Raw genomic sequence first — 23,079 nt, 5'->3', positions numbered from 1 at the left:
ATACTGGTTCCGATCCTACGGATACATGCAATCGTTCACCGAGCTCGACCTCGAGTACTTCGAGACGAACCTGGACGACCACGTCGGCTACCTCCGGCTGGACCGCCCGCCGGCGAACGCCCACCACATCGACGTCCTGCTGGAGCTCCAGCGTGCCGTCGAAGTGATCCGGTTCGACGACGACGTCCGCGTGGTGCTGTTCGGCAGCGCGAACGAGGACATCTTCTCGACCGGCTTCGACATCGGCGTCCTGCAGGAGAAGTCCGGCCAGCAGATCGGCTACGCGAGCCAGACCAGCAAGGAGGTCATCATGAAGATCCGCACCACGGACACGATCTTCATCGCGATGGTCAACGGCCACTGTATGGGCGGCGGGCTCGAGCTCGCGCTCGCGTGTGACTTCCGCTACGTCGGCGACGACGACGACTACAGCGTCGGGATGCCGGAGGTCCACCTGGGCCTCATCGCCGGCGAGGCCGGCACGCAGCTCCTGCCCCGGTACATCGACCGCTCGACCGCGCTGAAGATGATGATCACGGGCGAGACGCTGACCCCCGAGGAGGCGACCGAGCGCGGCATCTTCGACGAGATCCACCCGCCGGAGGAGGTCGAGGACGCGGCCCGCGAGTTCGCGGACCAGATCGTCCAGAAGCCGAACCTCGCGGTCGGCAACAACAAGCTCGCCGTCAACGAGGGGCTCGAGCTGCCGCTGTCGGACGCGCTGGCCCACGAGCGCGAGCTCCAGAACCGCCTGCTCGGCTCGGACATCGCCAAGGAGGGCGTCGACGCCTACATCGACAAGCGCGACCCCGACTTCCTCGCCGTCGAGAAGGGCGAGAAGGAACCGGGAAGCAGCGAGTAACGACCGAACGCGCGACGTCACGGCTCGACGCGCGGTCTCATACCGGGTCTCCCGTTTTTCAACGACGACGCTCCTGATAGCGTCCCGTTCGTTCGATCGAGCGCTTCCGTCCGGATCGACCGTTTCGGTTTCGTCTCGATCCCGGCCGGGTGATACGGCAGCGGTCGATCAGTCACGGTAGCGGTCGATCAGTCACGGTAGCGACCGACCGTTGCGGCGAGCGACGGCCGAGCGTCCGCCGTCGACTTATAAATCGAGCGCGTGCTCGGCGACCGTCGTCTTCTGGATCTCGGTCGTTCCGCCGATGAGGCTGAGGATCTTCGCGTCGCGGAAGTAGCGCTCGAGGGGGTAGTCCGTTCGGTAGCCCTTCCCGCCGTGGATCTGGATCGCGTTGCGGGTGACGTACTCGACGACGTCGCTGGCGACGTACTTCGCCTTGCTCGAGGCGCGGGTGTCGCCCTCGCCGGCGGCGATGTCGTGGGCCGAATCGTAGACGAGGTGGCGCGCCCCGTCGAGCTTCGCGTCCATCTCGGCGACGAGCACCTGCACGGCCTGGTACTGGCCGACCGGGTTCCCGCCCTGTTCGCGGGCGCCGGCGTACTCGATCGCCTCCTCGAAGGCCGCCGTCGCGATGCCGGTCGCGATCGCGCCGAGGCCGGTCCGCGCCATGTCGATCGTCCCCATCGCGATCCGGAAACCCTGCCCGACCTCGCCCAGCAGCGCGTCCGCGGGGACCGCCACGTCATCGAACGCGGAGTCGCCGGTGACGTGCCCACGCATTCCCATGAACTCCACGCGGTCGAAGGTGAATCCCGGCGCCTCCTCGGGGCTCGGGACGAGGAAGACGCTCACGCCGTGCCCCTCATCGGGTGCCGGGCGCTTGCGCGCGACGACAAGGTGGACGTCCGCGACGCCGGCGTTCGTCCCGAAGGCCTTCTCGCCGGTGATCGCGTAGCCGTCGTCGGTTTCCTCGGCGACCGTCTCGAGCTCCGTCGGGGAGCTGCCCGCGCCGGGCTCGGTGAGCAGCATCGCGCCGATCGACTCGCCGCGGGCCATCGGTTCGAGATACGCCTCCTTCTGGGCGTCCGTGCCGTGGCGGGCGATCGGCAGCGCCGCGAAGGTGTGGCCCTGGATGCTCTCGGCGACCGCCCCGCTCGCCTGCGCGATCCGCTCGACCACGAGACAGTACGAGAGGAAGTCGGACCCCTCGCCGCCGTATTCCTCGGGCAGCAGGACGCCGAGCAGCCCGCGGTCGCCGGCTTCGGCGAGGACGTCGCGGGGGAACTCGTCGGTCTCCTCGATCTCCTCGGCTCGCGGGGCGACCACCTCGGTGGCGAAGGCGTCCGCCCGGTCACGGAACTCCCGATGCTCCTCGGAGAGCGTGCTCTCGATGAGGCTCATAGGCGTGATAGCGGCACACATCCTAATAAGTGCCCCGAGGTTCGCCGAGCTCGCGTCCTCGTCCGTCGCTCCCGTTCACGTTCTCGTCCGTCGCTCCCGTTCGCTTCCGAGCCCGGAGGGGACGATTTATGTGGGACGACCTCCCACTGGCGACCATGAGGGATGTGTACGTCATCGGGGCCGGCCAGTCGCCGTTCGGCTCGTTCCCCGACGAGACCTACCTGTCGCTGTTCGAGACGGCCTACGAGAACGCGCTCGAGAGCGTGGGCGGCGAGCTGGATCCGGACCGGATCGACGAGGCGTTCCTCGGGACCCTGGGCGTCGGCGGTCGACAGATCGGCCTGAGCAGCCCGGCGGTCACCGAGCACCTGGGACTGCACGGCGTTCCGACGACCCGCGTCGAGAACGCCTGCGCGGCAAGCGGCTACTCGTTCCGGTCGGCGCTGACGGCCGTCCGGGCCGGGACTGCCGACGTCGCGCTGGCCGGCGGCTACGAGGTGATGACCGACACGAGCGCCGACCAGACCAAGTGGTGGCTCGGCGTCAGCGGCGAGACGGAGTGGGAGCGCACGAGCGGGACGACCTTCGCCGGCGTCTACGCCCAGATGGCGAGCGCCTACCTCGACGCGTACGACGCGACGGTCGACGACCTCTCGCGGGTCGCGGTGAAGAACCACGGCAACGGCGCGAAGAACCCCAAGGCGCACCTCGGCTTCGAGTGCTCGCTGGAGGACGCGCGCTCGGCGCCCGGCGTGGCCGACCCGCTCAACCTCTATCACTGCTGTCCGACCACCGACGGCGCCAGCGCGGCCCTGCTGGCCAGCGAGGAGGTCGCCGCCGAGTTCGACGGCCCGGCGGTCAAGGTCGCCGGCGCCGGCGCGGCCAGCGGGCGCGTGGGGCTCTTCCAGCGCGAGTCGCTCACGAGCATCCCCGCGAGCGTGCAGGCCGGCGAGCAGGCCTACGCCGAGGCGGGGGTCACGCCCGACGACCTCGATTTCGCCGAGGTCCACGACTGCTTCGCGATCGCCGAGCTGCTGGCGTACGACGACCTCGGGTTCTGCGAGCGCGGCGAGGCCGGCCGGCTGCTCCGTGAGGGCGTCGTCGATCCCGACGGCGAGCTGCCGACGAACACCAGCGGCGGCCTCAAATCGAAGGGCCACCCGATCGGCGCGACCGGTACCGGCCAGGTCGTCGAGGCGTTCTCCCAGCTCCGCGGGGAGGCACACGTGCAGGTCGACGACCCGACCTACGGGCTCACCCACAACGTCGGCGGCAGCGGCGGCGGCGTGACGGTTCACGTCTTCGAGCGCACGGAGGTGGACGCATGAGCGCCGACCGCGACGACGCGGCCGATATCGCGGCCGACGGCGGATCCGCGCCGGACGCCGACGCGGTCGGCATCGAGACGGCCGCGATCCGGCTGCCCGAGTACCGTCTCTCGAGCGAGGCGATCGCCGAGGCGTGGGGAACGAGCCACGCGCCCGGCGTCGAGCGCAAGGCCGTCGCCGGCGCCGACGAGGACGCGCTGACGATGGCGGTCGCCGCCGCCGAGCGCGTGCTGGCCGACGAGGCCGACGGGACGACCGACGGCGACGATGGGACGGCAAGCCCCGGCGCCGTCGATCCCGACCGCGTCGACCTCGTGGTGACCGCGACGACGACGCCCCCGATGGAGGAGGGCGAGTTCACGCCGCGGCTCGTTCGCGCGCTCGGGCTGCCGGCCGACGTGGCGACCGCGACCGTCGGCGGCTCGACCGCCGCCGGCGGCGAGGCGCTCGCCCGCGGGCTCGAGGCGGCCGCCTCGCGGACCGCGCTGGTCGTCGTCTCGGACTGCCCGGCCGGCGATCCGGCCGAGACCGACCACCCGATGGGCGCCGGCGCGGCCGCGTTCGTGCTGTCGAGCGATCCCGCGGTCGCGGTCGGCGAGCCGGCCTGGCACGTCGAGGAGTATCCGGGGATCCGCCACCGCGAGCGCGGCGCCGAGACGGTCGACACTCTCGACATCACGACCTACCAGCGAACCGCGATCCGGGAGTCGATCAGCGCGGCGACCGAATCCCTCGCGCTGGATGCGGACGGCGTGCTCGACGCCGAGTCGCTCGCGGCGGTCGACGCCGCGGCGGTCCACCAGCCCGACGGGAGCATCCCGTACCGGGCCACCGGCGACCTCCCGTTCGATCCCGGAACGGTTCAGGCCGGAACGGTCGCCGACCGGATCGGCGATGCGGGCGCCGCGACGGTTCCGATCGGCCTGCTCGCTGCGGTCGCCGACGCGAACGTCGAGTCGGACGGTGCCGAGTCGGGCGACGCCGACCGCCGGAGCGTCGCGGCCTTCTTCGGCGGCGGCACCGCGGTCTCGTTGGCCTGTCGGGGCACGCTGTCTGTCGCCGGCGTCGAGGAGCTCGACGGCGGCGAATCGATCACCTACGACGAGTACCTCCGCAAGCGCGGCACGATCGTCGACGGCGATATCGCGGGCGGGGGCGCCCACGTGAGCCTGCCGAACTGGCAGAACTCCCTCGACCAGCGCTACCGGCTCGTCGCCGGTCGCTGTCCGGAGTGTGGCGGCGTCACGTTCCCGCCGACCGGCGCCTGCCGGGAGTGTCACGAGCGCGTCACCTTCGAGGAGTTCGAGGCGCCCCGGACCGGGACCGTCCGGGCCGTGACGGTCATCGGCCAGGGCGGCGCGCCGCCGGAGTTCGCCGGCCACCAGCAGCGCGACGGCGCCTACGGGGTCGCGATCGTCGACCTCGGGGCGGGCGACGACGAGATCACCCTACCCGGCCAGCTGACCGACGCCGACCCGAACGCCGTCGAAGTGGGCGATACCGTCACGGCGACGGTCCGGCGGATCTACGAACAGGAGGGCGTGCCGCGGTACGGCGTGAAGTTCGTTCCCGAGGCTGAGGCCGAGTGAGGGCGAGGTCGAGTGAGGGCGAGGGGATCGATCGTGAGGACGGGGTATCGACGGTCGTCCGTAACCGTCACTCCCGGCCGAGGTCGAACTCGTCCCAGCGCTCCGCCACCGACTGGCGGACGTTCTCCGGGAAGGACTGCTCGAAGGTGACCCGCGGCGCGATGTACTCCTCGTCCCAGCGCGGGTCCCACGTGGCGGCGATGTGGAGCCGCGAGCCGGTCTCGCCGTCGCGCCGGTAGCGCGTGGCGGTCGCGCTCGGGGCGTGCGGCTCGCTGAACGCCCAGTCGTTGGCCGGGTGCGCCTTCACCCACATGTCGTCGAGCGCCTTCGCGAGGTCGGTCGGGTCCGAGCTCTCGTCGACGATCAGGACCTTGTCGAAGAGCCGCGAGAAGGAGAACAGCGTGTTGGCGAGCTGCCACTCGAAGCCGGCGTAGAGGATCTCGCTGGCGACCAGACACATCCCGAGCCCGCCCTCCGGCGGGAGCCTGACCCACCGGACCGGGGAGACGCCCCAGTACCCGTTCACGCGCCGGTAGAGCCGCGCGGCCTCGACGAGGCTCACGAGCTGGGTGTCGTCCGACAGCGGGGCGCCCAGCGGCGAGACGGCCACGATCGGGTCCTCCCGGGTCGCGATCCGGTCGACATCCAGCACGACCGTCGCCGTCTCGCAGGCCGCCTCCCAGGCCGCACGCCGACCGTCCGTCGTGGTCGTCGTGCTCGCCGGATCCGGCGTCGAACCGGTGACCGTCAGCTCCCCGCCACCCGGCGCCGCCATCCGGAGGCGGCCGTCGATCCGGACCTCGGCGTCACGCGGGACGAGCCGGCCGTCGACGCGGGCGGTCGCCGTCGGCGCGATCCCGGCGGCGAGCTCGGGAACGTCCGTCCGCACGCGGTCGCCGATCCACCCCTGTAGCGCCGCGACCAACACCGGAGCGGAGACGCCGAGCAGCAGGCTAACCGCCGGCGGATCCGTCGGCGTTCCGGGTTCACGTCCCCCGCTTTTTGCGCCGCTCTCCTCGCTTCCATCCACCTTGTTCCCGTCCTCCTCGGCCGCGGCCGTAAGCCGCTCGCGGAACGCGCGCGGAACCACGAGCCGGAGCCGCGAGCTGCCCCGGACGCCGCCGCGAACCGGGACCCACGTCGTTCCGGATTCCGGGCCGAGATCGACCGCGAGCACCCCCAGCGAGACGACCGGGCGCGTGTTCGCCGAGAGGGTCGGCAGCCCGAGGGCGTGCAGGTCGAGCGTCGGATCCGGGGTCGCCGCGGGCTCGCCGTCGACCGACTCCGCCGACTCGGTCCGCTCGCCCGCCAGCAGCTCGAGCAGGTCGCCGTACTCGTGGCTCGGCGGCACGGTCGCGGGATCCTCGCCGGCCGTCAGCGCGTCGCCGATCCGGTCCCACGGCTCCCGGTCGCGGGCGGCGAGCTGGTCGGGGCCGCCGAACGCGCCGGCGACGAACCGGACGCGTCCGGGCGTGTGCTCGAACGCGAGCGCGGAGGCGCCTTCCCGTGCGGCGATCGCGGCGATCGCGGCCGCCTCCTCGTCCCAGTGGACGCGGTCGTCGATCGCGACGAGGTCCCCGCGCTCGCGCAGCCGATCGAGGTGGGACCGAAGTCCGGTTCCGCTCATCGGTGCCGCCCTCCCGCGCTCATCGGCGCCGCCCTCCCGCGCTCATCGGCGCCAGCCCCCCGTCGGCTCGTCGCGAGGCGGTCGGTCGCCCAACAGCGCGTCCTCGACGTTGACGTCGACGCCGGCCGCCCGAAGCGTCTCGCGTGCACGCCGCTCCAGCTCGGGCGGCCGGTCCGGCGCCGGCTCGGACCGCGTCGCGTCGATGTAGGTCTTCGCCGTCTTCGCCTTCGAGGTGCCGGTCTGGATGTCGCCCTTCTCGCTCGGCGTCTGGTAGATGTTGAGCGGCACCTTCGGCATCGTCTCGACGCCGAACTGGTGGAAGTCCGCGTCCGGGTCCGCGTGCAGCGCCAGCGCCTCGACGACCGCCCGGGAGTCCGTGGGCTCGACGTCGGCGTCGACGAAGACGAAGAAGTCGACGTGTAACATCCCCCAGGTGGTGAAGATGAAGTTCGCGAGCTCGTGGAGGTAGCCCGGCTCGCTGCGGTCGGTGGCGATGACGTAGACCGTTCGCGGCGTCGAGGTCCAGGGGACGCAGCACTCCACGTCGAAGCCGGCGGTTCGGAGGCCGAGCGTCGCGTCGGGGCCGACGCAGCCGGCCTCCATCGAGCTCGTGGAGTTCTCGGCGTAGCCGACGCCGGATCCCTCGACGCAGAAGGGGATGATCGGGTTCTCGCGGTGAGTGATCGCGGACACCTCCAGGACGGGCATCGACCGCCGCGGGCCGTGCATATAGCCGAAGTAGTCGCCGAACGGCCCCTCGTCGCGTCTGGCGTCGGGGAGGATCTCCCCCTCGATGACCAGCTCCGCGTTCGCCGGCACGCGCAGGTCGGTCGTCTCGCACTCGACGAGCTCGACCGGCTCGCCCTTGAGCCCGCCGGCGAACTCGGCCTCGCTCCGGTCGGTCGGGATCCACATCACCGAGGTGTACTCGACGGCCGGCTCGGCGCCCACCACGATCGCCACGGGCATCGGCTCGCCGCGGCGTTCGTACTTGTAGTAATAGAGGTTCGGCGTCTGCTCGCCCGCAAGCAACAGCACGCTGGCGGTCTCGCCGTCGTGAACCATCGCGCGGTGGTACGACCAGTCGACCCACTCCGAGTCGGGGTCGGGGGCGACGAGCGTGTGCAGGTTCGAGTAGCGCCCGCCGTCGCCGGCATGGATGTACGGCCACGGAAACCGGAGCAGGTCGACGTCCGCGCCCGTCACCGTTCGCTCCTTGACCGGCGCGTCGGCGGCGTCGACCGACGTCGGGGGGATCGGGTTCTGGAGCCGGTCGATCACCGCCTCGTAGAACTCGTACCGCGAGAGGTCCCTCGGGAGGTCGAGCCCGAGCGCGATCCGGTTCCAGGGACGGCTTCCGCTCCCGCGATAGGGATCCCCGACGAGCCTGGCGGCCTCGGTGCGTTCGAACAGCGGGATCCGCGCGTCCCGCTCGTTCGCCAGCATCGTGATCGCGCTGGCCTCGAGGTTCCAGGAGACCGACTCGTCGATCCGGGACAGGTCGTCGTGTGCCTCGAGGACGGTCAGGTACTCCCGCAGGCTGTCGATCGTCATCGGCGATCACCGCCGGACCGCCGCGCCGCTCGGGTCATTCGCCGGCGTCCGTGAGCGCCGACCGGAGCCCGTCCCGGTCCCGTTCCACCTTCCGGTCGATGTACGCCTCCAGCAGCTCCGGATACTCCTCGGCGAGGTGATCGAGCATCAGCTGCCGGCTCGCCTCCGAAACCGACTCGAACTCGCCGGTCCGCTCGAGGTACAGCAGGATCGCCTTCACCTCGCGCGACCGCGTGTTGATCACGTTGTTCCGTGCGGCGGTCTCGTCCATGATCGACTCGAGCAGCTCGACGTCGACGTCGGGCTCCTCGACGTCGGTCTCGATGACGTCGATGTACCACCGCTCCTCGACGTTCTCGTGGGGGCCCTTCAGCACCGTCAGCGGCTCCGGGTCCTCGAGCGAGTCGGGATCGCGGCTGACCCGGGCACGCGTGTCGAAGATCTCCTTCGTGTGTTGGTCGGTCACCTGCAGCCGGATCTCCCCGTCCTCCGGGTCCGGGGGCAGGTTCGTTTCCGAGGTCACGTACGTGCCGGGCATCGTCTGCCGAGTGGTACGGGGGGACGATAATAAAGCCTTGCTGGACGCTCACCGGTGCGGTCCGGTCCTCAGTCGGCGGCCGGCGGCTCGGCGGCGTCCGCTGCGGCGGCGTCGCCGTCGTCGTCCGCCCGCGGGAACTGGCCGATCGTCTCCGCGCGGAACGCCTCGACGTCGAACTCGTGGTCGTCGTCGAGGAACTCCAGCACCTGCTCGGCGTCCGCCATCGCGTTCTTCAGACACGTCGAGGCGCCCGGCGAGGGCGTGATGTTGAACAGGACGTCGTCGCCGGTGATCTTCGCCTCGCCCATGTCGAGGTCCTTCGCCTCGGTGTCGACGATCTGCGGCCGGACGCCGCCGTAGCCCGTCGCTCGCTCGATGTCGGACAGTTCGACGGTCGGAACGACCTTCCGAACGTTCGGGAGGAAGGCGCGCTTGCCGACCTCGGGAACGTCGTAGACGAGGTTCCGAAGGACGTACGGCAGCAGGATCCGGTCGGCGAGGATGTTCGCGTAGCTGAGGAACGAGTCGGGCGAGAAGCCGAAGACGTCGAGGAAGTCCCCGACGGTCGAGAAGCGGCCCCGCTCGAGGGTCGGCACGACCTTCGCCGTCGGGCCGAACCGCGTGATGTCCCCGTCGTGGACGTCCGCGTCGCCGTGGACCGCGGCGAACGGGAGCTTCTTCATCTGCAGGGTGTAGACCTTCCCGTTCAGCAGGTCGTCGGCGAGGAAGAAGCTCCCCGCAACCGGTAGCAGGGACATGTTCTGCCCGTAGCCCATCTCCTTGGCGATCTGGAGGCTGTGGGACCCGGCCGCGACGACCGTGGCGTCCGACTCGAAGATGCCGTTGTCGGTGGTGATCCGGAACCCCTCGCCGTCGTCGTCGATGTCGGTGACCGTCGTGCCGGTGTAGACGTCGACGCCGTCCTCCTCGTCGGCCAGGTCGACGAACGACTTCGAGACCGCGCCGTAGTCGACGACGTAGCCGTCGGGCGTCTGGAGCGCGCGCAGTTCCGTGTTCGGGTCGCGGCCCTCGACGACCTTCGGCTCGAGCTCCGCGATCTCCTCGCGACCGATCGAGCGCAGCTTGGGATACAGGTCGCCGAAGCCCTCATCGTGGTACCGCGACTCGAGCTTCTCGACCTCCTCGTCCCCGACCGCCAGCACCATCTTGCTGCGCTTGCTGTGCATCTCCCGGTCGGGGTCGTGGTTCTCGAGGTAGCCGGCCAGCAGCTCGGCGCCCTCCTTGACCTCCTCGGCCTTCTCGAGGGTGTAGTTCGTCTCGATGTCCCCGAAGTGCAGCGTCTGGGAGTTGTTCGTGTGATGGGAGTTGATCGCCGCGATCTCCGGCTCCTTCTCGATCAGCACGACGTCCTCGACGTCCGTGAACTTCGCTACCGTGTACAGTAGCGACGCCCCGCTGATGCCTCCTCCGATGATGGCTAGGTCGTATTCATCCGTCATGGTTGGCGTGAGGTGCTCTCGTGTTCCTCTGGAGCGTCAGCGGTTAATTTACTTTTCATACGCGATTCGCCCTCGGACAGCCCGAACGCGGAGACCGTGTTTGTGGCTCGATGACCTCGGGGTTGTGTCTCGATGACCTCGGGGTTGTGGTCCGATGACCTCGGAGTTGTGACTCGATGACCTCGGGGTTGTGGTCCGATAACCGCGAGGTCGTGGCTCGATGGCCCCGAAACGAATTTGTCCGCCCGCGGAGGCAACCCGGTATGGACCTCCGGATCGACCACGTGACGATCGCGGGACGGGACCTCGAGCAGCTCACGGCGGCGTTCACCGCGGCCGGGCTTCCGGCCGAGTACGGCGGGACGCACTCCAACGGCGTCACCGAGATGTCGATCGTCGGGTTCCGCGACGGGAGCTACCTCGAACTCGTTTCGACGGTGGAACCGGGACTCGAGTCGCCGTGGTGGGACGAACCGATCCGCCGCAACGGCGGCCCGTGTGCGTGGGCGGTCGGCGTCGACGACATCGCGGCCGCAACGTCGACGGTTCGCGACCGCGGGATCGCCGTCGATGGCCCCGCGGCGTACGAGCGCCGCCGCGAGGACGGCGTGCTCGTGGAGTGGGACCTCACGTTCCTCGGCGACGGCGACCCGGGATCGCTGCTCCCGTTTCTCATCAGCGATCGCACGCCGCGGAACCGTCGTGTCCGGCCGACCGGCGACCTGGCGTCGGCCCCGGTGTCGGGAGTCGACGTCGTGATCGTCGGCGTCAGCGACCTCGCTGCTGCCGTCGACCGGCTGCGGACCGGCCTCGATCTCGACGCGCCGGTTCGTGGCTCCGTCGAGCAGCTTCACGCCGACGTCGCCGTCTTCGAGGACGCGCCGGTCGCGCTGGCCAGCCCGCGGGACGACGGCTGGCTCGCCGAGCGCCTCGCGACGTTCGGACCGCTTCCGGTCGCGTACCTCCTCGGGAGCGACCCCGGCGTGACGGACCGGTTCGACGACCTCGAGACCGGATCGATGGCCGGAAGACGCGTCGACTGGTTGCCGCTCACCGACCCAGTCGGTCGACGATACCTGGGACTGGTCGGTCACGCGGCGGAAGCGGGAACGTGAGGCGAGGCGGAAACGTGAGGCGAGTGAACCGGTCGCGTCTGCGAACGCTTTTCACCCGGCGATCCGAGGGATCGGATATGCGTATTACCGACGACGACGGGGTTCGGACGGTCACCTTCGACCGGCCGGATTCGAAGAACGCGTTCACCGAACAGGCTGCACGGGACCTCGCGTCGGCGATCGACGGGACGTCGACGGCCGACCACGACGCGATCGTGCTCACGGGTGAGGGCGACGCGTTCAGCGCGGGCGGCGACGTCGAGGCGATGGCCGCCCGCGAGGAGACGGCGGCCGAGTCCTTCGAGCGCGTCCAGGACACGCTCGGGCGCGTCGTCGAGGCCGCGATGACGAGTCCGGTCCCGATCGTCGCGAAGGTGAACGGGGACGCCGTCGGCGCCGGGCTGGCGGTCACCGCCGTCAGCGACTTCGCGTACGCGGCCGCCGACGCCACCTTCGGCTGCGCGTTCGTGCGCGTCGGGCTCGTGCCCGACACCGGCGGCACGTTCCTGCTCCCGAAGCTCGTCGGGCTCCGGGCGGCCAAGCGGCTCGCGTTCACCGCCGACTTCTTCGACGCCGCGGAGGCGGCCGAGCTGGGTCTGATCAACGAGGCCGTTCCGGCGGACGAGCTGGACGCGACCGTCGACGACCTGCTCGAGACCCTCGGGAAGCGCCCCTCCGAGACGATCGGGCTCGCCAAGCGCGCGATGCACGAGAACCTGGGAACCTACTGGCGGGAGGCGCTCGATCAGGAGCTGTTGACCCAGTCGTTGGCCTACGGAACCCCGGACCACGAGGAGGGCGTGTCGGCGTTCCTCGAGGGACGCGACCCCGACTTCTCCTGACCGAGGCGATCCCCCTCGACCACCCGCGTCCGCGATCGGCTCCGTGAACCGACGTTTGACGACGCTCTCATATCAAATATAAATAACTGATCGAAAGTTTATATGTCTGGTCACGTGCCGCTCGACGGGCTCCCGTGACGCGGGATCGACGGTCGTCAGACCGCCGATTCGGAACGCCGCGACGCCGCGACGCCACGGTTTCGAGACGCCGGCTCTGCGACGCCGGCTTCCGACGCCACGACGTCAGAACTCCGCGACGGACGTGCCGGCGTCGATCACGGCGTCGGCGTCCTCGGGCAGCAGCGCGACGACGAGGTAGTCGGCGAACTCCTCGAAGTAGTCGACCACGCGGGCGATCCGGTCGGCGTCGATCGCCTCGAGGGAGTCCAGCAGCATCACCGGCAGCTCCTCGTAGACCTCGTGGACGAGGTAGCCGGCGAGCGCGAACACGAGGCCGATGACCTCCCGCTCGCTTTCGGAGAGGTGGTCGATCGTGTCGCGGTAGGTGGTCCCGTCGTCGGCCACGCGAACGATCTGGAGGTCGAAGGTGCTTTTCGTCACCTTTTGGCGCCCCTCGCGGACGTTCCGCGTCTTCCGCTCGATCCAGATGCGCTCGATGTTGTCGTACTCGAGGACCTCGAGCACGGAGGCCATGTGGTCGTTGAACGATTCGACCGACTCCTCCTCGATCCGGTCGACGCGCGTCCGGAGCTCGGTGAGCTCGTCGGCGATCTCCTCGCGCCGCTCCTGGAGCGACTCGTGCTGCTCCTCGGCGCTTTCGCGCTCCTCGATCTGGGCGTCGATGTCCGCCAGATCGGACTCCAGCCGGTCGATGCGGAGGTCGAGCTCGTTCGCCTCACGGTGGAGCTCGAGGACCTCGTCGTACTCGCCGCCCACGGTCTCGGTTTCCGCCTCGAGCTCCTCGACGCGCTCCTCCTGGTCGGCGATGCGCTCCTCGAGGTCGGCGATGCGCTCCTCGGTGGTCTCGATCTCGGCCTCGACGTCGTCGAGGCGGCGTCGGGTACGGTCGAGCTCGCGCTCCTTCCGTTCGATCTCCGACTTCTCGGAGGTGAGGTCGTTGATCCGTTCCTGAAGCTCGTTGCGCTCGCTGAGCTTCTCGGTCCGGAGCTCGCGGAGCCGGTCGACGGTCGCCTCGATCCGGTCGGCGTCGACCTCGGACCCGCAGGTCCAACAGACCGTTCTGTCCTCCGCGGCGACGAGCTGGTCGGTCAGCTCGCCGGTGCCGCCGTCGCCCGCGACGTCCGCCTCCTCGAGGTCGAGGCCGTCGCCCTCCAGCATCTCCTCGTTGAAGCTGATGACGCTGCCGAGCTGGCTGAGCGTCTCGTTCAACGCGCGCTGGCGGTTTCGGAGCTCCTCGATGCGCCCGGCGAGCCGCTGGGGGTCCTCGTCGGCCGCCTCGGCCTCCGCGAGCCGCTCCTCGAGCTCGTCGCGCTCGTCGGTCAGGTCCTCGAGGGTCGTCCGCTCGGCCTCCAGCTCGAACTCGAGGTCCTCAAGCTCGGAGCGGGCCTCGCGGAGCCTGTCGAACGCCTCCTCGATCTCGCGCTTCTGGGACCGGCTCTCCTCGAGGCTGACGTCCGCCTCCTCGATGGCCGTCTGGAGCTCCTCGCGCTCCGCGCGCGCCTCCTCGAGCTCCGTTTCGATCTCGTGGCGTTCCGTCTCGAGCGACGGGAGCTCGCTCTGGAGGCGCTCGTACTCCTCGATCTGCGAGTCGATGCGCTGCTTCTCGCGCTCGAGCTCCGTGATCTCCGACTCGATGTCGGCGGTGTCGACCGGCCGCATGATGAGGTCCCGGAGGTCGTCGCCGCGCTCGACGGCGCGGCGCGCCTCGTTGTTCTCGAGCAGGAACGCGAACAGGTCCGCCAGCTGCGGGTCGTCGAGGTACGGGTCGCCGCCGTAGGACACCTGGTCGCCGTGTCGGGTCAGCGTTCGCGTGTACGTCTCGTCGCCGATCTCTAGCTCGACGAACCCCTCGTCGGCGTCGCCCTTCAGCGAGGAGCGCTCGCTGCCGAGGCCGGCCATGATCGCCTGGAGGAACGACGTTCTGTTCGTCGCGTTCCGTCCGCTCAACACGGTGACGCCCGGTGCAATCGTCAGCTCGTCCGAGTCGATCCCCCCGATGTTCTCGGCTGCCACGCGGACCTCCCGCGCGGGTGTATCCTGACTACTCATTGGTGGCGTAACGAGCGCCTCATTGATAACTGTTCACCTCTCGGAGCGGTATGCCGGCCTCGAAGCAGCTCGAGCCCGTCGGCGCGTGCCGGCCACACGCGGTCGACGACGTCTCGCATCGGATCGCGAACTCGCATACCTGCGGGCTCGCGCTCGCAGTCGCAGTCGCACTACGCCTCGCAGTCGCACTACGCCTCGCAGTCGCACTACGTCTCGCAGTCGCAGCCGCCACGCCGAAGGAGTTCGCTCGCGGTGTAGTCGGTCCCGCACTCGCTGCAGACGACCCGCACGTCGACGAACACCTCGTACTCCCGGTCGGTGAGCTGGTCGCCGGAGACGAGCGTCTCGATGGTGGACTCGGTGACGGCGGTCGTTCGCCCCTGCAGCCGTTCGAGCGTCTCCGTCTTGCGCTCCAGCAGGTTCTCGGACCGGTCGGGAAGCTCGGCCTCCCGATACTCGGTCAGGTACGTATAAATGGCCTGATGGGTGACGAAATCCGAGAGGACGTCGTCGACGTCCACGCCCGAGCTTTCGAGCTCGCGTCGCTTGCGCATCTCGTCAGCTCGCGGGACGTCGTCTCCCGTGAGCGTTCGATAGGCGCTGTCGATGTCCGTCTCGGCGACCGCTTCGCCCGCCTGCCGGAGTGCGGCCTCGAGCACCGACCGGTTGAACTCGTCGGCCAGGTCCCGGAGACTCGTCCGGTCTCCCGTCGCGCCCGTCCAGTCGTCCTCCAGCTGTGCGCCCTTGCCGGCGAGGTCGTACTTGTCGATCACGCGTGCGACCTTCGTGTTCGGCCGCGATGTCTCGCTCATACCGTCACGTTCGGGACGGAGGATTACAAATATATCGGTGTAAATCCGATCGATTAATCATTTTATTATTTACAGTAGTAAATATTATACTTTCTTCAAATAGACGGATAACGATCACTTCATTCCTCCCCGATCCGGCAGGCCACGATCCGGCTCGGTACGTGCCGCACGCTCCCGTGTGGATCGATACCGATCGGGACACGACGGGGATCCATACAGATTTATCAGCCTTGCTGCTCCGTGTTCATACACGATGTCCAAGCCACTGATGGCGGCTCGGCACCCATCCTCGGCGCTCCCGGACCCGGAGACCGCCGAGAACGTCATCCACAACCCGTCGCTGGAACGACTGCGATCGTTCTCGCGCGACCTCGAGACGACCACGGAGTTCGGGTCGCCCTCGTACGTCAGCCGGGAACGCTCGCGGAACGCCGACGCGACGATCAACGCGGTCGACCACGAGTTCGACGCCGACGACGAGGAGCTCGTCGCGGACGTCGTCGAGTTCGCGGCGGACGCCGAGATGGTCTGTCTCGACCGTCAGGTGGGCCGACATCCGAACAACACCTACGTCTGTCGGTACTACGTCCCGAAGGCATACGGGCGCATCGCGCTCGCGGTCGCGAAGCTGTTCGAGCCCGTCGACGGCGACCGCGAGCCCGACTTCTACACCGTGCAGATCCCCGACTGGGACGAGGTCGCCGTCCGAATCCTGCCCGAGGCCGGCTTCACCGCGGTCGTCGGCAGCGACTACACCGGCGAGGCGAAGAAGTCCTTCCTTCGGCTGTTCATGTACTACGCGAAACGGCAGGGCGGGCTCGGGCTCCACGCCGGCAGCAAGCGCGTTCGGCTGCTGAAGGAGGACGTCGAGTCACCCACCGACGACGTCGGCGAGGCGATCGACGCCGACGCGGCCGAGGGGCTCGAGACGGTCGGCCAGCTCTTCTTGGGCCTGTCGGGGACCGGCAAGTCGACGCTGACGGCCCACGGGCTCTGGCTCGACGAGCCCGAGGACGCGACGATGCTCCAGGACGACGTCTGTGCCCTGCTGCCCGACGGCTCCGTGGCGGGCAGCGAGGGACAGGGCCTGTTCGTGAAGACACACGGGCTCGATCCGGAGACCGAGCCCGCGATGTACGACGCGACCACCGACGAGAGCGCGGTGCTCGAGAACGTCGACGTCGCCGAGGACGGGACGGTCGACTTCGACAGCGACCGATACACGACGAACGGCCGCGCCATCATCCAGCGCGAGGAGCTGTCCTCGGCCGGCGACGACATCGACCTCGAGACGGTCGACCAGGTCTTCTTCATCACGCGCAACCCCGCGATGCCGCCGGTCGCGAAGCTCACCCCGGAGGAGGCGGCGGTCGCGTTCATGCTCGGCGAGTCGATCCAGACGAGCGCCGGCGACCCGACCGCGGCCGGCGAGTCGATCCGCGTCGTCGGGACCAACCCCTTCATCGTCGGATCGGAGGGCGAGGAGGGCAACCGGTTCCGCGACCTCATCGCCGACCTCGACGTCGACTGTTACGTGCTCAACACCGGCAGCGTGGGCGACGTCGACGTCGGCGTCGAGGACACGATCACGCTGCTGCGGTCCATCGCCCGCGGTACCGTCGAGTGGACGGCCGACGAGGCGACGGATCTCACGGTGCCCGCGGCGGTGCCCGGGATGGACGTGAGCCGGTTCGACGTCGCGAGCAACCTCGAGAACCACGAGGAACGGCTCGCCGAGCTCCGACGGGAGCGGGAGGCGCACCTCGAGCGGTTCGAGGACCTCGACGACTCGATCGCCGACGCGCTGTACTGAGTCGTTGACGGTCGTTGACGGCTCACCGTCATCCACACTCCCGCGTCTTTGCCGCCATCGTTCGTCGCCTCACGGTTTCGCCGCCATCGTTCGTCGACCCGCTCTTTCGCCGCCAGCCGGCGGCCCGGAACAACGCTTTTCACGCGACGCGGCGACGCAGCGGTATGTTCGACCCGATGCCGGCGGCCGGCGAGTCACGCGCCGGGCGGACGGCGCTCGAGGCGATCGCGGCCGGCATCGACGCCGCCCGCCCCGAGACGGTCGTCGACGAGCGGATCTCGGTTTCGGGCTCGGGTTCCGACCCCACGAGCGGTTCGCTCCGGATCGGCGAGGAGCGGTACGATCTGAACGCCTACGACGAGGTCATCGTGCTGGGCGGCGGCAACGCCGCCGGGCGACTCGCACGGGCGCTTGCCGATCGACTCGGGACCCGGCTCGACGGCGGGGTGGTCGTCACCGACGATCCGGTCCCGGCGGGACCGGTCGAGGTCCTCGAGGGAACCCATCCGGTTCCGACCGACGCCAACGTCGCGGGGACGCGCCGCCTCCTCCGGCGGGCGCGCGATGCCGACGAGGGGACGCTCGTGCTGGCGCCGATCACCGGCGGCGGCAGCGCGCTGTTGACCGCCCCGGCGGACGAGATCACGACCGACGAACTGGCGTCCCTGACCGACGCCCTCCTCGCGAGCGGCGCGCCGATCGAGCGGATCAACGCGGTCCGGAAGCACGTCTCGGCGATCAAGGGCGGCCGGCTCGCGCGCGAGATCGCGCCCGCGCCCGTTCTCGGACTCCTGATAAGCGACGTGACCGACGACGACCCGGCGGTGGTCGCCAGCGGTCCGCTCGCGGGCGACCCGACCACGTACCGCGACGCGCTCGCGGTCCTCTCGGAGTACGACGTCGATGCCCCCGACTCGGTCCGGCGACTGCTCCAGGCCGGGATCGGCGGGAACCGACCCGAGACGCCGACCGCGGCCGACCCGGCGGTCGAGGGGGTATCGACCCACGTCCTCGCCACCAACCGGACCGCGTGTGCCGCCGCCGTGGAGACCTGCGAGGCGGCCGGGTTCGAGACGCTGTTGCTCTCCGCGTCGGTCCGCGGCGAGGCCCGGGAGGCCGCGAAGACCCAGGTCGCGATCGCCGAGGAGATCCGCCGCTCCGGCGCGCCGCTGGACCCGCCGGCCGCGGTCGTCTCGGGCGGGGAGACGACGGTCACGATCGCCGGCGACGGAACGGGCGGTCCGAACCAGGAGTTCGCGTTGAGCGCCGCGATCGAACTGTCGGACCGGGCGACGGTCGCAGCGGTCGACACGGACGGGATCGACGGCCCGACCGACGCGGCGGGTGCGATCGTCACCGAACGGACGGTTCCGGCCGATGAACCATCTTCGACCGACGACGGGACGACCGCGACCGGTGACGAGGCGGCCCCGGCCGACGATCGGGCGGCCTCCGGGAGGAACGACGTCCTTCAGGAGGCTCGAGCACGGCTGGCGGAGAACGACGCGTTCCCGTTCCTCGATCGGCGGGACGCGCTGCTCGTCTCCGGACCGACGGGGACGAACGTCAACGACCTTCGGGTCGTGATCGTGCCGGAGTGACGGAACGACCGCGTCCGCTCGGCGGTCGTTTTCCCGCCTTCCTCGTGATCTCCCAGTGAGTCGATCGCCACAAATATATAATATATTTATATACTATATAATTGATGGGATGGGTAGTTATGTCTTCGGATACCGTCCCGTCCGGCTCGGGAGCGACTCGCGAACCGGCATCCGGCGTCCGAACTCATCACGCGTGATGGATACGTCATCTGCGGCCGGAATCGTGCTGTATACTTCCGGTTTCCGTGTTTTCCCTCCCTCGTTTGGGGTCGAGATCGTGGTTTTCAGCCAACGCTCGAGGGGTCCCGAAAACGTCCGAAAGGGCGGCATTCACCCGTGGTTATGGCTCGCTTGCCCGAATGAGGCTTCGTCGGTGATCGGCGTTTCCGAGGTGCTCGACGACGATCTGACCGCCCAGTCATTTATATAGTTTAAAATATATTCATTCTATTCTATCATTTATTAATCATATCTGTGGTAGGCTCGATCCGCGATCGAGGCCCGCCGCAACCCGTCGCTCACCGGAACCATCGGCTTTGCTGCCGTATCCCCCGTCCCCGCCGGACTCGACCTGCCCGTTCAGTATCCGGACCCGAGCGCCGCGTTGCCGGCGAGGAGAAGGCCGACGACCGCCAGCAGCCCGGCGAGGCTCCCCACGGAGACGCCCCAGCCGAACAGGTCCGCGAGTACGCCCACCACGACCGACCCGCTCGCCGCGATCGTCATGTAGGTCGTCCGAAAGAGCCCGAAGCCGAAGCTCCGCTCCGCGGGCGTCAGTCGGTCGATGAACCGGGGAAAGACCGCGGCGCCCCAGCTCATCCCGAGCCCGAGGAGGAGGCAGCCGACGACGATCGCCGGGAGGCCGGTCGCGGCGATCAGCAGCGCGATGCCGGCGATGCCGGCGGCCATACAGCCCCCGATCGCGGGGTCGCGACCGAACCGGTCGGCGAGCCGGCCCACGCCGATCTGGAGGATCCCCTGCGTGAGAAAGTAGACGCCGAAGAGCGTCCCGGCAAGCGTCGTCGAATGACCGTGATACCGGACGAGAAACGTCGGGAGGAACGACGCCAGCGACTGCCAGGTGAACTCCGTGAGGACCGCGATGGCGCCGGTGAAGAGGACGGGCGGGCGCGAGAGGAGTCGACGGATCGGTCCGATCGCGAACACGTCGCGCATCGGCCGATCCGGCGTCCGCGGCTCGCGTGTTCGTATCCCCCGTATGGCCAGCAGCAGCGTCGGGACCGCCACGAGGACGGTGAGGCCGACGGCGACCCGCCAGCCGTACCGGACGACGGCCCACGCGACGACGACCGGCGCGACCAGCCCGGCCAGCGGTGCGCCGCCGTTGTGGATCCCGATCGCGGTCCCGATGTCGTCGTAGAGCCGCGTGATGAGCGTGGTCGCGACCGAGTAGTGCAGCCCCGCGAGCGCCCCGAGAAGGACCGTCCCGAGCAGGAAGACGCCGAAGGCCGGCGCGGCGACGATCGCCAGCGTGGCGGCCGCGGTCCCGCCGATCGAGAGGAGGATGACGGGCCGGTCGCCGTACCGGTCCGCGAGCACCCCGCTGGGGAACTGCGTGAGCGCGTACGCCAGCCACATCCCCGACAGGGCGAGCCCGATCCGGCCGTTCGAGACTTCGAAGGTCTCGGAGATCTCCGGGACGACGGGACTGATCGCCAGCCGGCCGAACACCGTGACGAACAGCGCGAGCGTGCAGACGGCAAGCACCGCGTCGCGGGACTGCCATCGCATCGTTACGACGAGGGATCCACGAGCCCCGCAGTAAACCGTTCCGGACCTCCAAACTCCTTCCGGACCTCCAGACCCTCTCCGGATCCTCTGGAACACCCCCAGGGGATCGCCGGACGGGGGGATCCGGCGAGACATGGCGACTTGCCGCGACACGGCTCTTCCCCGGAAACTCAATACTTATACGAGTCCCGCGACTGGGTCCCGGTAATGAACGCCTTCGCGAACGGACGGTGGTTGGCCGATGAGTGACTCCCAGAACGACATCCGGGCGTACACGCTCCGGCTCGAGCTGGTCGACGAGCCGGGCGAACTTCTCCGGTCGCTGCACCCGATCGCCGACAACGGCGGCAACCTCCTGTCGATCTTCCACGAGCGCGGCAACGTCACCCCGCGCGGACACATTCCGGTCGAGGTCGACATCGAGGCGACCCCCGACCGCTTCGAGAAGATCGTCGACGCCCTCCACGAGGCGGACATCAACGTGGTGCAGGCGGGCACCGAGCGCTACAGCGAGGCGCTGACGATCGTGCTCTCCGGACACGTGATCGAGACCGACCTCTCGGACACGCTCGAGCGGATCCAGGCGTCGGCGAACGCCACGGTGACCGACGTCTCGCTGTCGGCCCCCGAGGGGACGGCGGACACCTCCAGCGCGCGCCTGCAGATCGCGGCCGAGTCGGGCGCGACCGGCTCGGTGCTCGAGGGCGTTCGCGAGGTCGCCGCCGAGAAGGACCTGCGTCTCATCGAACCGCTCACGACGGAGGGGGACCGATGAGGATCGCCGTCATCGGCGCCGGCGCGGTCGGATCGTCGGTCGTCGAGCTGGCCGGGGAGTACGGCCACGACGTGACCGCCTTCGCGGACTCGCGGAGCGCGGCCGTCGACGCCGAGGGACTCGACGTCGACGCGGTGCTCGACCGCAAGCGGACGGACGGGATCGTGGGCGACGCCGACCTCGAGGACGCCCTCTCGGGTCCCTACGACGTCCTCGTCGAGGCGACGCCGGTCACGCTCGGCGACGCCGAGCCGGGGATGACCCACGTGGAGGCGGCCCTGACCCGCGATCGCCACGTCGTGTTGGCCAACAAGGGCCCGGTCGCCGAGCGGTACGGCGACGTTCGCGAGCTGGAGGCCGACAGCGAGGGACGCGTCCTCTTCGAGGCCACCGTCGGCGGGGCGATGCCGGTGCTCTCGACGATCGCCGACGTCGGAGCCGACCACATCACCGCCGTGCGGGGCGTGCTGAACGGGACGGTCAACTTCGTGCTCTCGCGGATGGCCGCGGAGGGGCTCGATTACGAACACGTCCTCGCGGAGGCCCAGGACCTGGGCGTCGCCGAGACCGACCCCTCCTTCGACGTCGAGGGGACCGACACCGCACTCAAGGGCGTCATCCTGGCGAACGTGCTCTCGGAGGACCGGGAGTACACGCTCGACGACGCCGAGGTCGACGGGATCGTCGACATTCCCGGCAGCGTGCTCGAGCTCGCCCGGGAGGACGGCCGAACGGTCCGGCTGATCGTGGAGGTCCGCGAGGGCGAGGTCCGCGTCGGGCCGCGGCTCGTGCCCGAGAACGCGGCGCTCGCGCCGACGGGGACCTACAACACGGTGCAGTTCGAGACCGAGCACGCCGGCCAGCTGAACGTCTCCGGGCTCGGCGCCGGCGGTCCCGAGACCGCGAGCGCGATCCTCGCCGACGTCGGCCGGCTCGACCGAAGCTGATCGGCGGATCGAACCGGCCGCCGAGCCGCAGTCACTCGGTTCGGGTCGGGTCGGGCGCCGCGCCGCCGTCGTTCTCGCGTTCGTCGAGCGTCTCGCGCCCGTCGTTCTCGCATCCGTCGTTCTCGCGTTCGTCGAACCGCTCCAGTCCGTCGAACGGCTCCAGGTCGCCGAACCGCTCGAGCGAGTTCCCCTCGACGCGGGTCGATTCCACGAGCGACGCGAGCTCGCGCAGCGGGATCTGGCCCGGAGCGTACTCCCCGTCGTCGTCGACGAGCGGAGCGTATCCCAGTTTGGAGCCGTAGACGTGACCGATCACCCGGACGTGGCTCCCGAGTTCGCCCATCGCGATGCCCGCGACGTCGTGGCCTGCGGCCGTGGCCGCCCGGACCACGTCCAACACCGTGAGGGTGTCCGCGAGGTCGGTCGGGAACGTCGCGACCTTCGCGACGTCGCCGTAGTCGGCACACTCCTCGACGATCGCCGCCAGGACGTCCCGGCCGGGCGTCGACTCGAAGTCGTGGTGGGAGACGATGACGTCGACGCCGTTGTCCCGGAGGTCGTCGACGATCCACTCCTTGGCCCGGGCGGTCTCGAGCTCCACGTCGACGAGGACGACGTCGTCGAACCGGGACGCCGAAAAGAGCGCGTCGAGCCGGCCGGGGTCGGGCGCGTTTCCGCCGAACCACCGGTTGCGGTTGGTCGCGACGATCGGCAGCTCGCCCTCGTAGGCCGCCAGCTGGTCGATCGGGTCCGCGGCCACGTCCATCCGGAACTCGATGAGGTCGGCCGCGTCCCGCGCGTCCGCCTCCCGCGACAGGTCGTCGGTCGTGGCCGCGAGGGCGAACTCGTCGATCGTCATATCTCGCAGGTTGC

The 23,079-nt window shown here is 69.6% G+C and carries 18 protein-coding genes; 9 read left to right on the top strand and 9 right to left on the bottom strand.

Translation table 11 applies throughout. The annotated features are described in order from the left end of the window. Positions 1–25 precede the first annotated feature (25 nt). Entirely contained in the window at positions 26–862 is an 837-nt protein-coding gene (locus tag BLV25_RS03005) for an enoyl-CoA hydratase/isomerase family protein (RefSeq protein ID WP_021073342.1), read from the top strand. A 246-nt stretch (positions 863–1,108) separates the two neighbouring features. Here the strand turns inward: BLV25_RS03005 and BLV25_RS03000 are convergent, their stop codons facing one another. Further along, the gene (locus BLV25_RS03000; protein WP_092730705.1) at positions 1,109–2,263 is read right to left on the bottom strand and encodes an acyl-CoA dehydrogenase family protein; all 1,155 of its coding nucleotides are present in this window, start codon (positions 2,261–2,263) and stop codon (positions 1,109–1,111) included. Positions 2,264–2,418: 155 nt separating this feature from the next. On the opposite strand from BLV25_RS03000, the gene BLV25_RS02995 reads away from it, so the two are divergent. Both BLV25_RS02995 and BLV25_RS02990 read left to right on the top strand, forming a co-directional pair. Beyond that, the gene (locus tag BLV25_RS02995) at positions 2,419–3,591 is read left to right on the top strand and encodes a thiolase C-terminal domain-containing protein (RefSeq protein WP_039400799.1); all 1,173 of its coding nucleotides are present in this window, start codon (positions 2,419–2,421) and stop codon (positions 3,589–3,591) included. Further along, entirely contained in the window at positions 3,588–5,180 is a 1,593-nt protein-coding gene (locus BLV25_RS02990) for a zinc ribbon domain-containing protein (protein ID WP_092730703.1), read from the top strand. Before BLV25_RS02995 ends, BLV25_RS02990 begins: the two co-directional genes overlap by 4 nt. 67 nt (positions 5,181–5,247) lie before the next feature. Here the strand turns inward: BLV25_RS02990 and BLV25_RS02985 are convergent, their stop codons facing one another. From BLV25_RS02985 to BLV25_RS02970, 4 genes are all read right to left on the bottom strand, one after another. Then, positions 5,248–6,807, bottom strand: coding sequence for a UbiD family decarboxylase (locus BLV25_RS02985; RefSeq protein ID WP_092730701.1), 1,560 nt, complete (start codon positions 6,805–6,807; stop codon positions 5,248–5,250). Between the two features lie 42 nt (positions 6,808–6,849). After that, positions 6,850–8,361, bottom strand: coding sequence for a UbiD family decarboxylase (locus BLV25_RS02980; protein WP_092730699.1), 1,512 nt, complete (start codon positions 8,359–8,361; stop codon positions 6,850–6,852). Between the two features lie 34 nt (positions 8,362–8,395). Next, on the bottom strand, positions 8,396–8,899 hold the full coding sequence (locus BLV25_RS02975; RefSeq protein ID WP_092730697.1) for a hypothetical protein: 504 nt from the start codon (positions 8,897–8,899) through the stop codon (positions 8,396–8,398). Between the two features lie 68 nt (positions 8,900–8,967). Then, complete coding sequence (locus BLV25_RS02970; RefSeq protein WP_021074892.1) at positions 8,968–10,359, bottom strand: FAD-dependent oxidoreductase; 1,392 nt, start codon at positions 10,357–10,359, stop codon at positions 8,968–8,970. Between the two features lie 263 nt (positions 10,360–10,622). Between BLV25_RS02970 and BLV25_RS02965 the strand changes: the two genes are divergently transcribed. Continuing rightward, a complete protein-coding gene (locus tag BLV25_RS02965) occupies positions 10,623–11,474 on the top strand; it encodes a VOC family protein (RefSeq protein WP_021074893.1) in 852 nt (283 codons plus the stop codon). 77 nt (positions 11,475–11,551) lie between these two features. Further along, positions 11,552–12,316 (top strand): enoyl-CoA hydratase/isomerase family protein, encoded by a 765-nt coding sequence (locus tag BLV25_RS02960; RefSeq protein ID WP_092730695.1) that lies wholly within the window; start codon positions 11,552–11,554, stop codon positions 12,314–12,316. Between the two features lie 243 nt (positions 12,317–12,559). Here the strand turns inward: BLV25_RS02960 and BLV25_RS02955 are convergent, their stop codons facing one another. Continuing rightward, the gene (locus BLV25_RS02955; RefSeq protein WP_021074895.1) at positions 12,560–14,506 is read right to left on the bottom strand and encodes an archaea-specific SMC-related protein; all 1,947 of its coding nucleotides are present in this window, start codon (positions 14,504–14,506) and stop codon (positions 12,560–12,562) included. A gap of 206 nt (positions 14,507–14,712) precedes the next feature. Next, a complete protein-coding gene (gene rdfA / locus BLV25_RS02950) occupies positions 14,713–15,318 on the bottom strand; it encodes a rod-determining factor RdfA (protein WP_021074896.1) in 606 nt (201 codons plus the stop codon). A gap of 253 nt (positions 15,319–15,571) precedes the next feature. Between rdfA and BLV25_RS02945 the strand changes: the two genes are divergently transcribed. Both BLV25_RS02945 and BLV25_RS02940 read left to right on the top strand, forming a co-directional pair. Then, positions 15,572–17,131, top strand: coding sequence for a phosphoenolpyruvate carboxykinase (ATP) (locus BLV25_RS02945; protein WP_092730693.1), 1,560 nt, complete (start codon positions 15,572–15,574; stop codon positions 17,129–17,131). Between the two features lie 164 nt (positions 17,132–17,295). Continuing rightward, entirely contained in the window at positions 17,296–18,732 is a 1,437-nt protein-coding gene (locus BLV25_RS02940; RefSeq protein WP_092730691.1) for a glycerate kinase type-2 family protein, read from the top strand. A gap of 579 nt (positions 18,733–19,311) precedes the next feature. Here BLV25_RS02940 and BLV25_RS02935 read toward each other — a convergent pair. Beyond that, positions 19,312–20,484: an MFS transporter gene (locus BLV25_RS02935; protein ID WP_092730689.1), complete on the bottom strand. Its 1,173-nt coding sequence runs from the start codon at positions 20,482–20,484 to the stop codon at positions 19,312–19,314. Between the two features lie 241 nt (positions 20,485–20,725). Between BLV25_RS02935 and BLV25_RS02930 the strand changes: the two genes are divergently transcribed. Beyond that, positions 20,726–21,259, top strand: coding sequence for an amino acid-binding protein (locus BLV25_RS02930; protein ID WP_021074900.1), 534 nt, complete (start codon positions 20,726–20,728; stop codon positions 21,257–21,259). Then, positions 21,256–22,206, top strand: a complete 951-nt coding sequence (locus BLV25_RS02925) for a homoserine dehydrogenase (protein WP_092730687.1) — start codon at positions 21,256–21,258, stop codon at positions 22,204–22,206. Before BLV25_RS02930 ends, BLV25_RS02925 begins: the two co-directional genes overlap by 4 nt. 31 nt (positions 22,207–22,237) lie before the next feature. Here the strand turns inward: BLV25_RS02925 and BLV25_RS02920 are convergent, their stop codons facing one another. Next, complete coding sequence (locus BLV25_RS02920) at positions 22,238–23,065, bottom strand: type I 3-dehydroquinate dehydratase (RefSeq protein ID WP_092730685.1); 828 nt, start codon at positions 23,063–23,065, stop codon at positions 22,238–22,240. Positions 23,066–23,079 lie beyond the last annotated feature (14 nt).

This window comes from Halopenitus persicus, assembly GCF_900107205.1.
In the GTDB taxonomy this organism is placed as follows: Archaea; Halobacteriota; Halobacteria; order Halobacteriales; family Haloferacaceae; genus Halopenitus; species Halopenitus persicus.
Note: the sequence above shows the minus strand (reverse complement) of the source record. Positions and strands in the feature narration are given on the sequence as shown.